This window comes from Bacteroides congonensis, assembly GCF_900130125.1.
GTDB lineage: Bacteria > Bacteroidota > Bacteroidia > Bacteroidales > Bacteroidaceae > Bacteroides > Bacteroides congonensis.
The window spans coordinates 405510-421458 of the sequence record NZ_FQXY01000009.1 but is presented as its reverse complement, the minus strand read 5'-3'; the positions used below and the strand labels follow the sequence as shown (position 1 = coordinate 421458).

Sequence of the window (15949 nt, the reverse complement as noted above, 5' to 3'; positions counted from 1 at the left end):
TTATTTTTGTAAGTTAAATAACGGGTTCCTTTATTTGGAGCCACAAATTTAATGAAATTATGAAAACAAAAGAAGAAATCGTCGCTAATTGGCTACCGCGTTACACAAAACGTAACCTGGAAGATTTTGGGGAGTATATTCTGTTGACTAACTTCAACAAGTACGTAGAGATTTTCGCCAATCAATTTGATGTTCCGATATTAGGCAGGGATGCTAACATGATCTCTGCCACTGCTGAAGGCATAACAATGATTAATTTCGGTATGGGAAGCCCTAATGCCGCCATTATCATGGATTTATTGGGTGCCATTCGTCCGAAGGCTTGTCTGTTCCTTGGCAAATGCGGGGGGATCGACAAGAAGAACCAGCTCGGTGATTTGATTCTTCCTATTGCTGCTATCCGTGGTGAGGGAACTTCTAACGACTATTTTCCGCCTGAAGTTCCGGCGTTACCCGCATTTATGTTGCAACGTGCCGTTTCTTCATCTATCCGTGACAAAGGGCGTGACTACTGGACAGGTACTGTATATACCACCAACCGCCGCATTTGGGAGCATGACGAAACATTCAAGGAATATCTGAAAAAGACCCGTGCAATGGCGGTTGATATGGAAACAGCCACTTTGTTCAGTTGTGGTTTTGCCAATCATATTCCTACAGGTGCGTTACTTTTAGTTTCTGACCAGCCGATGACTCCCGACGGAGTGAAAACGGATAAAAGTGACAACCTTGTCACCAGAAATTACGTAGAGGAACATGTGGAGATTGGCATCGCTTCTTTGCGTATGATTATTGATGAAAAGAAAACTGTAAAACACTTGAAATTTGACTGGTAACTCCCAGTCTTGAAAGATATATATGGCAAAACAAGAATTGACGTGCGATGATATTCTCAAGGAATTGAGGGCGAAGCAGTATCGTCCTGTCTATTATCTGATGGGGGAAGAATCGTACTATATCGATCTGATCGCAGATTATATAACGGATAATGTGTTGAATGAGACGGAAAAGGAGTTCAACCTGACGGTTGTGTATGGTGCTGACGTAGATGTAGCCACTATTATAAATGCCGCGAAACGTTATCCGATGATGTCTGAACATCAGGTGGTAGTGGTGAAGGAAGCACAGGCAATCCGTAACATGGAAGAGTTGTCTTACTATCTCCAGAAGCCGTTACTCTCTACTATTTTAGTGATATGCCATAAGCACGGCACATTAGACCGAAGAAAAAAGTTGGCTGCCGAAATAGATAAAGTGGGCGTACTATTCGAATCGAAAAAGATAAAGGATGCACAACTACCGGCCTTTATATCTTCTTATATGAAGCGTAAAGGTGTGGATATGGAGCCTAAAGCGACGGCCATGTTGGCTGATTTTGTTGGCTCTGATTTAAGCCGCTTGACGGGTGAATTGGAAAAGTTGATTATTACTTTGCCCACTGGTCAGAGACGTGTGACCCCCGAACAAATCGAAAAGAATATTGGTATAAGCAAGGATTATAATAACTTCGAATTACGGAGTGCGCTTGTAGAAAAGGATATTCTCAAGGCAAATAAGATAATAAAATATTTTGAGGAGAATCCGAAAACTAATCCGATACAGATGACGTTGTCTTTGCTTTTTAGCTTTTACTCCAACCTTATGCTGGCATATTATGCACCTGATAAATCGGAGCAGGGAATTGCTAGTATGCTGGGGTTAAAGACGCCTTGGCAAGCTAAAGATTATCTGGCTGCCATGCGAAAATACAGTGGAGTAAAGACGATGCAAATCGTTGGTGAAATACGATATGCTGATGCAAAATCAAAAGGAGTAAAGAACAGCTCAATGACAGACGGGGATATTCTCCGCGAATTAGTGTTTAATATTTTGCATTAGGAAGAACGGGATTTTGATATAAAAAGAAGGCATATACTTTTACTATATATAGAATAGAGTATATGCCTTTTTTATATTCCCGAAATTACGTTTTTATTCTGATAGTATAACTTCTATATTTTGAGTAAAAAATTGAACAATAAATTCACTCTATTTTCCTGTCTTCTCTTGATTGCTAATCTGTTTTTAGCGAACTTTTAATTTCTTCATTTTAATTCCGTTTAGTCGTTCTCGATATTATCCTTTAGTTGGATAATGAGATTTATCCCATTGAAAAATTTGGATCCCTATTGAAATATAGTAGAAGCAAAAATAGGATCACTCTAAAACTGTTCTAGTCCATGACAAGATGGAAAATCCTTTTTTAGATAATGATTTCAAAATATCATTTTGATAGTTCGAGAGTTTTTAGTCGACAATTGCTGCTATTTTTCTATTTCAATTAAATATAGAGCTTGAGTAATGTGTTTTAAATACCTATATTACAGTGTGTTATGTAAAATTTAACCTTTCTAGAATTGAAAAAATACAATGAATTGGGAGATGGGACGGAAATATCGCAAGGATTTGACATTTAAGAGTGCAATGTAAAAGATGATTTGATGAAATCATAAAATACATTCGTAAATAATGGTGTTTATCCTTTATTTTATTGCAACTGCAACTTCTTGTATTTACGTTTGTGTATTTCTGCTTGTATATTTGTAATTAATATATTTGTGAATGATATACATATGTGTTTAATTAGAAGTTGTCACAAATGTATATTTCTTGATTTACAAAACTAAATTGCATTATATAAATGTAGTAGGAGAGTGTTTAACACTCATGTTTGTACATATTATATACTTGAATATCATGTATATATAGTGATTATATGATTCGTTGCTGTAAATCAATGGTTTATCGGCGATATATTTTTGTGAATGTCGTAATTATGTTTATATTTTATATGCATAAAGTGTTTATTATCAGATGATAATGACTGTTGGTTAAACAAGAAGTATGATAGTAAAATATAGCTTATTATCTATTGTACAAACGTGATTTTCTAAATGTGAATAATTGAATACGTTTGTGATATTGGTATTTTTATATCTGTAATTTGCTTTTGTGAAATGTAATATTTACCTTTGTATAGTGATTGATTTTAGATGTATTTTTGTGAAACCAACATTTAGTACTACAATTGTAATTCAATAAATGCCCAGTATGGAAATAAAAGACAGAATAAGAATGATTATGGAAAGGGAAAAAGTTCCCCCCAGAGTTTTTGCTGAAACAATCGGAGTTCAACAGTCTACTCTTTCTCATATTCTAAATGATAGAAACAAGCCGAGTCTGGAAGTAGTGATGAAAGTTCACCAAACCTATAGTTATGCAAATCTTGAATGGTTGCTATATGGGAAAGGCGAAATGCTGGCTTCTGCAGAAGGCTCTTCACTAGCTTCTCCTAATGGCGATTATCAGCCTTCTTTATTCGATGAGAATCCTATAAATCCGTCCAAAGAGACGATTGCTCCGGAAAATCGCAGGGAAATGGCGTTAAGAAGCACCGAAAATACACCTAAAGAGATTGTAAAACAGGAGATTAGGTATATAGAAAAGCCTGCCAGGAAAATCACTGAAATAAGAATTTTCTTTGATGATAATACCTATGAAACGTTTAGACCTGAAAAATAAGAGGTAAAATCGCTGGTTTGAGCAAATTCCTGTATCTTTGCACCCGGAATACGAATTTATACTTTTTATATCCATACATGAAGAAATTTATTTTAGATTTGACGGTTACGGAGAATATCAAACTGCATGCTAATTATGTATTGCTAAAACTGACTTCTTCGTCGTTACTGCCCGAAATGTTGCCCGGGCAGTTTGCTGAACTCCGGGTGGACGGTTCGCTTACTACTTTCCTGCGTCGCCCTATTTCTATTAATTTTGTAGATAAACAACGAAATGAAGTATGGTTTCTGATCCAAATGGTTGGAGACGGAACAAAGCGCCTGGCAGAGATAAATCCGGGCGATGTAATCAACACGATACTTCCGCTGGGAAATGGCTACACAATGCCACAAAAGCCTTCAGATAAGCTCCTGTTAGTTGGTGGCGGTGTTGGAACAGCTCCTATGTTATATTTAGGTGAACAATTGGCTAAAAACGGGCATAAACCTACCTTCCTTTTGGGTGCCCGTAGCGATAAAGACTTGCTTCAACTGGATGAATTTGCTAAATATGGTGAAGTGTATACTACTACGGAAGATGGCAGCCATGGAGAAAAGGGATATGTTACCCAACATTCTATATTAAATAAGGTACGGTTTGAGCAGATTTACACTTGTGGCCCTAAGCCCATGATGGTGGCCGTGGCGAAATATGCCAAAAGTAATCAGATAGAATGTGAAGTATCTTTGGAAAATACAATGGCTTGTGGTATCGGAGCATGCTTATGCTGTGTGGAAAATACGACAGAAGGTCACTTGTGTGTATGTAAAGAAGGTCCTGTTTTTAATATAAATAAACTACTATGGCAGATTTGAGTGTAAATATTGGTGAATTACAAATGAAGAATCCGGTGATGACAGCATCCGGTACATTTGGATATGGTGAAGAGTTCTCAGATTTCATTGATATAGCGCGAATAGGCGGTATTATTGTAAAGGGCACTACTCTTCACAAACGTGAAGGAAATCCTTATCCGCGTATGGCCGAAACTCCTTCGGGCATGTTAAACGCTGTAGGACTGCAAAATAAGGGTGTCGACTACTTCGTAGAACATATATATCCCCGCATAAAGGACATCCAGACGAATATGATTGTAAACGTTTCGGGTTCTGCTATCGAAGATTATGTGAAAACAGCTGAAATCATTAATGAACTTGACAAAATTCCTGCCATAGAATTAAACATCTCTTGCCCTAATGTGAAGCAAGGTGGTATGGCTTTTGGTGTGTCAGCAAAAGGTGCGTCAGAAGTAGTGAAAGCTGTGCGTTCTGCTTACAAAAAGACACTTATCGTAAAACTCTCTCCAAACGTCACTGACATCACCGAAATAGCCCGTGCAGCAGAAGAAAGTGGTGCAGATAGTGTGTCATTAATCAATACATTACTGGGAATGGCGATTGATGCGGAGCGTAAACGGCCTATTTTATCGACTGTAACAGGCGGGATGTCCGGTGCTGCCGTAAAACCTATTGCATTGCGTATGGTATGGCAGGTCGCTAAAGCGGTAAATATTCCTGTCATTGGTTTGGGCGGTATTATGGACTGGAAAGATGCGGTTGAGTTTATGCTTGCAGGTGCATCTGCCATCCAGATTGGTACGGCAAATTTCATAGATCCGGCTGTTACTATCAAAGTGGAAGATGGTATAAATAATTACTTGGAAAGACACGGATGTAAGTCCGTAAAGGAAATTATTGGTGCGCTTGAGGTGTAATTGCAAACATACAATAACCATTCGCACTGGGTACACAAGAAAAATGTTATTTCCCTTCCAAGTTTTGGAGTGTAGGACTGAGCGTGAAATGATGAGTGAATAAGATGCTTGTGTTTAGAGGAAAAGGCAACCGGTAAACCCTTCGGATGGTGGACATAATAAAAACGACGGTGAGAATTCGTTTGATTCTCACCGTCGTTTTTATTTACATTATACTTTTAGTCTTCCAATAAGTCGGGACGAAGCTTTTTGGTGCGTTCCAAGGATTGTTGCAACTCCCATTCTTTAATCTTCGCTTCATGGCCTGATAATAGAATATCGGGAACTTTCCAACCTTTATAATCGGCAGGACGAGTATATACAGGAGCTGCCAATAAATTGTCCTGGAAAGAATCGGAAAGCGCGGATTGTTCATCGGAGATAACTCCAGGAATGATACGTACGATAGCATCGGCCATAACTGCTGCGGCCAGTTCGCCACCTGTCAGGACATAATCTCCGATACTGATTTCTTTAGTAATCAGATGCTCGCGAATACGATAATCAATGCCTTTGAAATGACCGCAAAGAATGATCAGGTTCTGCGCTAAAGAAAGGCTATTGGCCATCGGTTGGTCGAATTGTTCTCCGTCAGGGGTTGTGAAGATCACCTCGTCGTACTCCCGTTCCGCTTTAAGGGCATTGATGCAACGTTCGATTGGCTCTATTTTCATGACCATTCCGGCGAAACCGCCAAAAGGGTAATCATCGACACGACGGTATTTATCTTCAGTATAGTCACGCAGATTGTGGATATGTATTTCTGCAAGTCCCTTGTTTTGAGCCCTTTTCATAATGGAACAATTGAAGAAGCCTTCAATCATTTCGGGTAAAACTGTTATAATATCAATACGCATAATCTTTAATTTTTCGCAAAAGTACAAATATTCAAAGATAAACCTGTATTTTTGCCTTAAACAATCGAAGAAATATGGATATAAAGGAAAAAATAGAGGATTTGCGTGCCGAACTTCATCGGCATAATTATAATTATTACGTGTTGAACGCTCCCGAAATCTCGGATAAGGAGTTTGATGACAAGATGCGTGAGCTTCAGGATTTGGAACAGGCGCATCCGGAGTATAAAGACGAAAACTCGCCTACTATGCGTGTAGGTAGCGATCTGAACAAGAACTTCACCCAGGTGGCACATAAATATCCTATGTTGTCATTGGCAAATACGTATTCGGAAGCCGAGGTGACAGATTTTTATGAACGTGTTCGCAAGGCGCTCAATGAGGATTTTGAGATCTGTTGTGAAATGAAATATGATGGTACATCGATCTCATTGACTTATGAAAATGGGAAATTGATTCGTGCCGTCACCCGCGGTGACGGTGAAAAAGGGGATGATGTGACGGATAATGTGAAGACGATCCGTTCCATCCCGCTTGTGCTTCATGGTGATAATTATCCTGCCACTTTTGAAATTCGTGGGGAGATTCTGATGCCGTGGGAAGTGTTTGAGGAATTGAACCGTGAGAAGGAAGCACGTGAGGAGCCGCTCTTTGCTAATCCGAGAAACGCGGCTTCCGGTACATTGAAGTTGCAGAATTCTTCTATTGTTGCTTCTCGCAAGCTGGACGCGTATTTGTATTATCTGCTGGGAGATAATCTTCCTTGTGACGGACACTATGAAAATCTTCAGGAAGCTGCAAAATGGGGCTTTAAAATATCTGATTTGACACGTAAATGCCAGACATTGGACGAGGTTTTTGAATTTATCAACTATTGGGATGCCGAACGTAAGAATCTGCCGGTTGCCACAGATGGAATTGTTTTAAAAGTTAATAGCTTGCGGCAACAGAAGAATTTGGGCTTTACGGCTAAATCTCCGCGTTGGGCCATTGCTTATAAGTTTCAGGCTGAACGTGCTTTGACACGCTTGAATAAGGTGACTTACCAGGTAGGCAGAACAGGTGCAGTCACTCCAGTGGCGAACTTGGATCCGGTACAGCTTTCGGGAACGGTTGTGAAACGTGCGTCTTTGCATAATGCGGATATTATTGAAGGACTCGATTTGCACATTGGAGATATGGTTTATGTCGAAAAAGGTGGTGAAATCATTCCTAAAATCACGGGGGTCGACAAGGATGCGCGTAGTTTTATGCTTGGTGAGAAGGTTAAGTTCATCACTACTTGCCCCGAATGTGGCAGCAAATTAGTCAGATATGAAGGAGAAGCTGCGCACTATTGCCCTAATGAAACGGCTTGTCCCCCGCAAATTAAAGGTAAAATAGAGCATTTCATTAGTCGGAAGGCTATGAATATAGATGGATTGGGCCCGGAAACGGTAGATATGTTCTATCGGTTAGGTTTAATTGAAAATACGGCTGATTTGTATAAGCTTACAACTGATGATATCAAGGGCTTGGAGCGCATGGGAGAGAAATCTGCGGAGAATATTATAACGGGAATTGCTCAAAGTAAAACGGTTCCTTTTGAACGGGTAATCTTTGCTTTAGGAATACGCTTTGTCGGTGAAACTGTGGCGAAGAAGATAGCGAAGTCGTTTGAAAATATAGATGAACTACAACAGGCAGACCTTGAAAAACTGGTTGGTATCGATGAAATCGGAGAAAAAATAGCTCAAAGTATCTTGCTGTATTTTGCAAATGAGTCTAATTGTGAGTTGGTTAGTCGCTTGAAAGATGCCGGATTACAGCTTTATCGCACTGAAGAAGATTTAAGTGGATATACGGATAAGTTGGCAGGACAGTCTATTGTTATCAGTGGCGTATTTACTCATCATTCACGGGATGAATATAAAGAACTTATCGAGAAAAACGGTGGCAAGAATGTAGGAAGTATTTCTGCGAAAACAAGTTTCATCCTTGCTGGAGACAATATGGGGCCTGCGAAACTGGAAAAAGCGAAAAAACTTGGAATAACCATACTTGGCGAAGACGAATTTCTGAAACTTATATCGTAAGATAAGAAAAATATTCGTACTTTTGCGGCTAAATAAATTAGAGATTATAATTAAAACTCATGATACAGACTAAATTGAAAGGAATGGGGGTAGCACTGATTACTCCTTTCAAAGAGGATGAGAGCGTTGACTATGACGCATTGATGCGCATGGTGGACTATCTATTACAGAATAATGCGGATTTTTTGTGTGTGCTGGGAACTACAGCCGAAACCCCGACTCTTACAGAGGAAGAAAAGAAAACCATAAAAAAAATGGTGATTGACCGCGTTAATGGAAGGATTCCTATTCTGTTGGGTGTAGGTGGTAATAATACTCGTGCTATTGTCGAGACATTAAAAAATGATGATTTCACAGGAGTCGACGCTATATTGTCTGTTGTGCCATATTACAATAAACCTTCGCAAGAAGGCATTTACCAGCATTATAAGGCAATCGCCGAAGCTACGGAGCTTCCTATCGTGTTATATAATGTTCCGGGTCGTACGGGCGTAAATATGACTGCTGAAACGACTTTGCGTATTGCCCGTAACTTCAGCAATGTGGTTGCTATAAAAGAAGCATCCGGCAATATCACGCAAATGGATGATATTATCAAGAACAAGCCTGAAAACTTCAATGTGATTTCCGGTGATGACGGCATTACTTTCCCTCTCATCACTTTAGGGGCTGTGGGCGTTATTTCGGTTATCGGGAATGCTTTTCCTCGTGAATTCAGCCGTATGACACGCCTGGCGCTTCAGGGAGACTTTGCTAATGCACTGACTATCCATCACAGATTTACAGAATTGTTTGATCTGCTATTCGTAGATGGGAATCCTGCCGGCGTGAAATCAATGCTGAATGCTATGGGAATGATTGAAAATAAACTTCGATTACCGCTAGTTCCTACCCGTATTACTACGTTTGAAGCGATACGTAAGGTCTTGAACGAATTGAATATAAAATGCTGATTTAAATATTAGTCTTTGGCGAATTAAACGTATTTTTTTATTTCTTTTAAATAAGGGAAGCTCAAAGGCTTCCCTTATTTTTTGACATTTTGAAAGAAAAACGCTAATTCACCGTTGGGCAACGAGAAATTTGCCGTTGCCCAACGGTGAATTCATGGTTGGCCAACGGTGAATTAGGCGATGAGGTGCTTTAAATAATAATATTTTCTAACATGATTTATACGAAAAAGCATAAAATAAAGCTAGTATCTTTGGATTCCCCAAATTTTCAGACTGAGCCACCAAATCCCCCAAATTTTCAGACTGAGCCTGAACTGCCTTTACAACTGAACCTGGCTCAGTTGTAAATCTTGGGGGATTAACTAGTGTTAATTCCCTCATGCATATACTTTGGCTAACCTAAATAGGAAAAACTTTCTGTCTACTACCCCTCTAAATGATGCTCTAAATGCCTTTATTTTNGTGTCATATCCATATTCTTCTATTTTATTGTACCATAACGCGAGTTTGGCTCTTGCCACATCCTTGTCATAAGTAGCCGAAAATATCTTTCCTAACTGGAGTGAATAGTAGTATACATGCTTGATATCCTCAAACTGTTTAAATAAAATTTCTGCTCTAATCTTCTGACTTTTGGTCCATTTATCAGGTGATTTAAAAAGAAGATATCTACTTCTGGCCAGGAGTTGTTTGATTGTATCCCCATTCTCAAATACTTCCGGTTCATAATCAATTCCTCTCTTTCGTGCTTCTTTCATCCGCTTGTTTTCTTCCTTGATTACTTGCCAGCGATAGGTAATACGTAGTTCTTGTACTGCTTCATATACCAACTTTTGTACATGAAACCTGTCTATGACCTGCATCGCCTGCGGAAAACATTTTCTGGCGATTTTATACATGCTTGCGGCCATGTCCAAAGTGATTTCCTTGACTTGCCGGCGTATATCTTCCGGAATCAACATCAGTACAGCTATAACGTCTTCCGCTTTAGTCCCCTTAATGACTGCCACAATAGAACCTTTTCTTCCATGTTTGTCCTTATTGATAATAATTGTGTAAAGCTCTCCCTTGCTTAGGGCTGTCTCGTCTATACAAAGACGATAGCCGACATTCTTGGGATAAAGAATATAATCTTGGGCATGCTCTTTTTGTTCCCAGTCTTTATAATCACTTAAATGTTCTTTGTATTGACTCTGAAGCTGTTTACCATCCATACAATAATGTTCAGCTACGCTTTGGCAGCTAACGGCATGATTGTCTAAGTAATTCTTTTAAAAATGCTCCGAACTCTGCTGTAATGCGAGTGCCGGAGGCTACCAAAGTCCAGTCACGACTATAGGTCTGTCCTGTTGTAGGCTCTTCCCAACGACGACGTTTGATACGCAAATAAACTGCTTTTCCACGGATAGGGAAATCTTGTACTTCAATCTCGGGAAAGAAGCCTTTGGAATGAAGATGAAAGTCGGAATATTCATCAGGGATAACAGCTTTCTCTTCCAAATAAAGGATAAAACAGGTATCTTGAGAGATACTGTCAACAAGCGTAAAATAATCAAGTAAGCCCGAAGGTAAGAACAAACTTAGGGCATCAATTAAAGCTATGGATTGAGAAGGAGTTTTCATGATGCAAAAGTAGATATTTTAACCAAATCCCCCAAATTTTCAGACTGAGCCCTGAACCTTCCCTGAGCCGATTTCTTCGATGAAATGGGGATAAAAAAGAAATCCTCTACAAATAAATGCAGAGGATTTTGTGATCGCGACAGGATTCAAACCTGTAACCGGCTGATCCGTAGTCAGCTACTCTATTCAGTTGAGCTACGCGACCCAATATGTGATTTCTTTTTTTAGTGACCGCGACAGGATTCAAACCTGTAACCGGCTGATCCGTAGTCAGCTACTCTATTCAGTTGAGCTACGCGGCCAATCTGTTAATTCAAATAAGTGATCGCGACAGGATTCAAACCTGTAACCGGCTGATCCGTAGTCAGCTACTCTATTCAGTTGAGCTACGCGACCGTTATTTTGTTTTAACGGGTGCAAAGATACGGACTTTTCCCGAACTAGCAAGTATTTCAACGTTTTTTTTGTAGAAAAATTATTCTATGAACCGATAATTGAATAGTTGCCAACCTATGCTCAATCCGACATTCCACTCCTTTTTCGGTGAGCTATAATGATTTACATATGCGGAGATGTCTCCGAATGGCAATTGACATACAACAGAAATTTCTCCCAAATATTCGAATTTTGAGAAAGCTTTTCCGTAATATGCTTTATTCAACGAGTTTCTTTCGATCGGATAAATGGGCATAAAACCGTAAAATTCTCCTCGCAGGTGGAACATTTGATTCAAACGATATACAGGTCGAATACCGGCACTTACGAATTGATTGGCGCGGAAAGCTTCGTTATAGGTCATTTTGCTGTGCAGTGTGGGAGAAAACTCTCCGGCTTGCATCATTGTTGCTGTATAGTTCTCCGAGAAGTTCTTAGAGGCGTATAATGCTTTCAAATACCATCCCAAAACCCAATGCTCACTCATATTATGATATTTTTCTTTCATATAGGATAATTGCAACCAGGAATGGTGGTCTTTATTGTTACTTCCTGTGGTAGTTCCTTCTCCTGGATAGAATCTCTCCCTACCAACGAAAATCTGCGCTACAAGAGCTTCCCTGTATCCACGTGTCGGATACTGCCGGGAGTTAAGTGTACTTCCGTTAAAACTAATCGAACCGCCAAATAAGTCATAGCGGCTTTTATCAAATTTGTCATTTCCAAAGTCAATGACGCTTTTTTGAAAATATTTATCCTCTATTTTAGCAATTCCTATTCCGAATTCAGCACGTTTGCTCGAAAGAAAGGGTAAACCGACCTGTAATTTCAGGAATCGTTCGTCTTTTTGGTTAAAAGCAGGCTTGTCATTTCTTGAAAAGAGCTTGTCTTTTTTAAAATAATCGAAAGTACTGATTGAACCTATAAGGCGGTATGAGGTCGGAATGGCTGTGGCAAAGTCTATCTTGGCCATAAACTGGACGTTGTTATATACTTTTCCAAGTTGTCCGTCGAGAATAAATTCTTTGGCATAGTAATTCAAATCCTGATAACTCAATCCCAGATATATTTGATTGGAATTGGAAGTAGATATATTACCGCCCAATCTGACAGCGAAATTATTCTCTAATTTGACTTTCAGGTGTAGATCATATGTATCGTCTTCCGGGTTATAAATCGCATGAGGGATAATTTCAGAAATCATTTTATCTGAAAGCAACCGGAAATAGCCCTGTTTTAAATCCTCATAGGTGAATTCTTTATTGTCTGATTTATGAAATTCTTTTTTAATATAAACCTGTTGTTGGGGATTGGCTCCGTCGATAATGATGTTTTTGAAGCGTAGCTCCGGGAGATTACTCCGGTAGACCATTCTTCGTAAACGTATGTTATCATAGTTGACACGGCGATGAATACGGCTTTTAATGGAATCCATCATGCTGATGGTTCGATTATATCCGATATCATGTAATTCATCGATGCGTTGAAAATCCATAAGATTGACATTGTCATATTTGAAGGTCATTGAAATTCCCACTGAATCAGGAATAGAATAATCGGTTTTTTGCATCACCATATTTTCTATCTGGCTCATAAGGTCGTCTTCCTTGGGTTTGGTGGGATTGGTTGATACTACACTTCCTATGATAATATCTGGATGAAAATCATCCCGCATGACATCTGTGGGGAAATTATTATAAATTCCACCGTCATAGGCTAATACGTTGTCTATTTCAATAGGTTTGAACATGAATGGAAAACTCATTGAAGCTCTGACAGCATCTCCCAAGTCTCCGTTTTGCATTACTAACTGCTTCTTGTTATATACATCGGATGCAATGCAACGGAAAGGGACGAAAAGTTTATCAAAATCCCCTTTGCAAGCGGCTGTTGCACGTGCATACAAGTCTACAAAAACGAGATTCATCTGAATTGGATTCACTACACTGGTAGGCAGAAACTGAGGTTTCAGGCTCTTTAGTGAATCTTTGAATGAGAAACGTATATTGAAAAACTCAGGAGTGGGAAGATTCTTCTTGAAGTGATATACGTATTTTTCTTCCACTTCTCCGGAATACCATCGTTTGAAATCTTCGGATTTCAGCAGTTCCACCATGTCGTCAGGAGAGTATCCCATGGCGTACAAAGAGCCGACGATAGCTCCCATGGAGGTGCCTGCAATATAATCAATAGGAATGTTGTTTTCTTCCAAAGCGCGAATAATACCGATGTGTGTTAATCCTTTTGCGCCGCCGCCACTTAGTACAAGTCCTACCTTTTGGGCGTGGATAGCCGGAATGGTCAGCCATAAAGTAATTAACACTAAAAGAATTTTTCTCATAACCCGAATCAAGCAATTGGTATTTCTGTCTATTAAGTGTTCAAATATATGCAATACTTTTCAATTTATCGATATTTTGCAGGTCGTTTTAAAATGAAAAAGAGCATTACAACGTGTATTTTAACGTTGAATGCTCTTTTTGTAGTTATATAATGTTTAAAAGGGCGATATTTAAATCAGCTCGATGCTACGTTTTACGAAGTTGTTTAATGCTTCACCTCTCAACATATTGTTTTGCAATAAAGCTAAGTCGATAAGCTGACGGATTACTTTGTTATTACTTGCATAACCAATGAAGACAGCTTCTTTCTTGCTCTTCAAGTCATCCCATTTCTTATCCAAATCATTCAGTTCGTCCTTTTCTGCTGTTGGGATATCTTCGTCTTTTTTATCCTTCTGCTTGTCTTTCAATTCATTACGCAGTTTGTTGACGTTATCCATTTCAGACTGTATCGGAGCGACTTCAGCATGACAAGCACCTTCTTCTTCGTTTAATACCTGCTTGATCAGCTTGTGGTCAGAATTCAAGATTAAGTTGAACATATCAGGCATTTCACCATAGAAGCTCATTCCGGCCTGAATATTTGCCATTTCTTTCATACGGCGCATATATTCGCTTTGGGTAATCATCACTGGAGCAGAGTTTTCTCCTAATGCCTGTGTCATTACATTGAATTCAACTTTATCCATTTTGGGTAGTTGGCTCTTGAAGGCTGTTGTGATAGCATCTTGCTTATCGGCTTCCAAGACTTCACCTTTCTTGTCTTCTTTAACGATAAGGTTGTCTACCACATCACTATCGACACGGGTAAAACGGGATTTTTCCAATTTTTGTTCCAGCATGCTTACCATCGCTACATCCAGTTGACCATCCATGAGCAATACATTGTATCCTTTGTTGGTAGCAGCTTCAATGTAACTATATTGTTCATCCTTATTATTGGCATACAGATAGATTAGATTTCCATCTTTGTCTGTCTGATTATCTTTAATAAGAGTCTGATACTCTTCGAATGTGTAATGTTTGTCATTTGTATCGGTGAAAAGGGCGAATTTCTGCGCTTTATCATAGAAATCCTCTTGTGTGAGCATTCCGTAATTGATAAATATTTTTAAATCATTCCACTTTTCTTCAAATTGCTTGCGGTCATTCTTGAAGATAGATTGCAGACGGTCTGAAACCTTCTTGGTGATGTATGTTGAAATCTTCTTCACGTTCGAATCACTTTGCAAGTATGAACGGGAAACATTCAACGGGATATCCGGTGAGTCTATTACTCCATGTAACAAAGTCAGGAAGTCCGGCACTATGCCTTCAACTGAGTCTGTAACATATACCTGATTGCAATATAACTGAATCTTATTTTTATTTAGTTCGATATTGCTCTTTACTTTCGGGAAGTAGAGGATACCAGTCAGATGGAATGGATAATCCACATTCAAATGAATCCAGAAGAGTGGCTCGTCAGACATTGGATACAACTTGCTATAGAATGATTTATAATCCTCATCCGATAGTTCACTCGGTTTACGAGTCCAAAGAGGAGTCGTATCATTAATGATGTTGTCTTCAGTTGTTTCTACCTGTTTACCATCTTTCCATTCTTTCTTTTTTCCAAATGCAATAGGAACAGGAAGGAAGCTGCAATATTTCTTCAAAAGTCCGGAAATACGTGCTTCTTCAAGGAATTCTTTGCAATCATCATCAATGTATAAGATGATGTCTGAACCACGATCGGCTTTTTCTATGTTTTCGATAGTGAATTCAGGGCTACCATCACAAGTCCATTTTACTGCTTGTACGCCGTCTCTATATGATTTAGTGATTATTTCTACTTTCTTCGCAACCATAAAGGCAGAATAGAAACCGAGTCCGAAGTGGCCGATAATGGCATTTGCGTCATTTTTGTATTTCTCGAGGAAATCGTTAGCTCCTGAAAATGCAATCTGATTGATATATTTTTCAATTTCTTCTGCTGTCAGACCGATACCACGGTCAGAGATGGTAATAGTGTCTTTACCTAATTCGACATGAACGGTCAGTTCGCCCAGTTCACCTTTGAATTCGCCAATAGAAGCCAATGTATTCAGCTTCTGGGTAGCGTCTACCGCATTGGATACTAACTCACGAAGAAAAATTTCATGGTCACTGTACAAAAACTTCTTGATGATAGGGAAAATGTTTTCTGTTGTAACCCCAATATTACCTTTTTGCATAATACGTATATTTTTTAGTTTATCTATTGATTAATTTTAATTGATGTTTGCTCAGATAGAGACAAAAAAAATGCCAGACCCGAAGGTCTGACATT

At 39.1% G+C, this 15949-nt stretch carries 12 protein-coding genes and 3 tRNA genes; 7 read left to right on the top strand and 8 right to left on the bottom strand.

All coding sequences use genetic code 11. The features are described from left to right. Nucleotides 1-59 precede the first annotated feature (59 nt). The 5 genes from BQ7997_RS08270 (at nt 60) to BQ7997_RS08250 (ending at nt 5314) form a co-directional block, all read left to right on the top strand. Nucleotides 60-836: an AMP nucleosidase gene (locus BQ7997_RS08270; protein WP_022137464.1), complete on the top strand. Its 777-nt coding sequence runs from the start codon at nt 60-62 to the stop codon at nt 834-836. Nucleotides 837-858: 22 nt separating this feature from the next. Continuing rightward, a complete protein-coding gene (gene holA, locus BQ7997_RS08265) occupies nt 859-1878 on the top strand; it encodes a DNA polymerase III subunit delta (protein ID WP_073345382.1) in 1020 nt (339 codons plus the stop codon). Nucleotides 1879-3090: 1212 nt separating this feature from the next. Then, nucleotides 3091-3561 (top strand): helix-turn-helix domain-containing protein, encoded by a 471-nt coding sequence (locus tag BQ7997_RS08260; protein WP_073346463.1) that lies wholly within the window; start codon nt 3091-3093, stop codon nt 3559-3561. 77 nt (nt 3562-3638) lie between these two features. Then, nucleotides 3639-4415 carry a dihydroorotate dehydrogenase electron transfer subunit gene (locus tag BQ7997_RS08255; RefSeq protein ID WP_044655173.1) on the top strand — a complete coding sequence of 259 codons (777 nt, stop codon included), beginning with the start codon at nt 3639-3641 and terminating at the stop codon, nt 4413-4415. Next, entirely contained in the window at nt 4403-5314 is a 912-nt protein-coding gene (locus tag BQ7997_RS08250) for a dihydroorotate dehydrogenase (RefSeq protein WP_022137460.1), read from the top strand. The genes BQ7997_RS08255 and BQ7997_RS08250 overlap by 13 nt, the downstream gene beginning before the upstream one ends. Before the next feature lie 218 nt (nt 5315-5532). Here BQ7997_RS08250 and trmD read toward each other — a convergent pair whose 3' ends face one another. Beyond that, nucleotides 5533-6210 carry a tRNA (guanosine(37)-N1)-methyltransferase TrmD gene (trmD, locus tag BQ7997_RS08245; protein ID WP_073345380.1) on the bottom strand — a complete coding sequence of 226 codons (678 nt, stop codon included), beginning with the start codon at nt 6208-6210 and terminating at the stop codon, nt 5533-5535. A 74-nt stretch (nt 6211-6284) separates the two neighbouring features. Between trmD and ligA the strand changes: the two genes are divergently transcribed. Both ligA and dapA read left to right on the top strand, forming a co-directional pair. Further along, nucleotides 6285-8285 (top strand): NAD-dependent DNA ligase LigA, encoded by a 2001-nt coding sequence (ligA, locus tag BQ7997_RS08240; RefSeq protein ID WP_073345377.1) that lies wholly within the window; start codon nt 6285-6287, stop codon nt 8283-8285. A 59-nt stretch (nt 8286-8344) separates the two neighbouring features. Continuing rightward, on the top strand, nt 8345-9238 hold the full coding sequence (gene dapA / locus BQ7997_RS08235) for a 4-hydroxy-tetrahydrodipicolinate synthase (RefSeq protein ID WP_073345374.1): 894 nt from the start codon (nt 8345-8347) through the stop codon (nt 9236-9238). 377 nt (nt 9239-9615) lie between these two features. Here the strand turns inward: dapA and BQ7997_RS08230 are convergent, their stop codons facing one another. From BQ7997_RS08230 to htpG, 7 genes are all read right to left on the bottom strand, one after another. After that, nucleotides 9616-10452: an ISAon1 family transposase gene (locus BQ7997_RS08230; protein WP_073345373.1), complete on the bottom strand. Its 837-nt coding sequence runs from the start codon at nt 10450-10452 to the stop codon at nt 9616-9618. 28 nt (nt 10453-10480) lie between these two features. Next, nucleotides 10481-10861: an ISAon1 family transposase N-terminal region protein gene (locus BQ7997_RS08225; protein WP_073345369.1), complete on the bottom strand. Its 381-nt coding sequence runs from the start codon at nt 10859-10861 to the stop codon at nt 10481-10483. A 131-nt stretch (nt 10862-10992) separates the two neighbouring features. After that, nucleotides 10993-11066: transfer RNA gene (locus BQ7997_RS08220), tRNA-Arg, on the bottom strand. Nucleotides 11067-11089: 23 nt separating this feature from the next. Further along, nucleotides 11090-11163 (bottom strand) — tRNA-Arg (locus BQ7997_RS08215). Between the two features lie 20 nt (nt 11164-11183). Continuing rightward, nucleotides 11184-11257: transfer RNA gene (locus tag BQ7997_RS08210), tRNA-Arg, on the bottom strand. Between the two features lie 79 nt (nt 11258-11336). Next, nucleotides 11337-13637, bottom strand: a complete 2301-nt coding sequence (locus tag BQ7997_RS08205) for a patatin-like phospholipase family protein (RefSeq protein ID WP_073345366.1) — start codon at nt 13635-13637, stop codon at nt 11337-11339. Nucleotides 13638-13808: 171 nt separating this feature from the next. Next, nucleotides 13809-15854, bottom strand: coding sequence for a molecular chaperone HtpG (htpG, locus tag BQ7997_RS08200; protein ID WP_073345363.1), 2046 nt, complete (start codon nt 15852-15854; stop codon nt 13809-13811). Nucleotides 15855-15949: the final 95 nt, after the last annotated feature.

Bases quoted from the DNA above. Each gene is read 5' to 3' on its own strand.
- BQ7997_RS08250 (WP_022137460.1), top strand. From the start codon at position 4,403: ATGGCAGATTTGAGTGTAAATATTGGTGAATTACAAATGAAGAATCCG.
- holA (WP_073345382.1), top strand. From the start codon at position 859: ATGGCAAAACAAGAATTGACGTGCGATGATATTCTCAAGGAATTGAGG.
- ligA (WP_073345377.1), top strand. From the start codon at position 6,285: ATGGATATAAAGGAAAAAATAGAGGATTTGCGTGCCGAACTTCATCGG.
- dapA (WP_073345374.1), top strand. From the start codon at position 8,345: ATGATACAGACTAAATTGAAAGGAATGGGGGTAGCACTGATTACTCCT.
- trmD (WP_073345380.1), bottom strand. From the start codon at position 6,210: ATGCGTATTGATATTATAACAGTTTTACCCGAAATGATTGAAGGCTTC.
- BQ7997_RS08225 (WP_073345369.1), bottom strand. From the start codon at position 10,861: ATGAAAACTCCTTCTCAATCCATAGCTTTAATTGATGCCCTAAGTTTG.
- BQ7997_RS08260 (WP_073346463.1), top strand. From the start codon at position 3,091: ATGGAAATAAAAGACAGAATAAGAATGATTATGGAAAGGGAAAAAGTT.
- BQ7997_RS08270 (WP_022137464.1), top strand. From the start codon at position 60: ATGAAAACAAAAGAAGAAATCGTCGCTAATTGGCTACCGCGTTACACA.
- BQ7997_RS08205 (WP_073345366.1), bottom strand. From the start codon at position 13,637: ATGAGAAAAATTCTTTTAGTGTTAATTACTTTATGGCTGACCATTCCG.
- htpG (WP_073345363.1), bottom strand. From the start codon at position 15,854: ATGCAAAAAGGTAATATTGGGGTTACAACAGAAAACATTTTCCCTATC.
- BQ7997_RS08255 (WP_044655173.1), top strand. From the start codon at position 3,639: ATGAAGAAATTTATTTTAGATTTGACGGTTACGGAGAATATCAAACTG.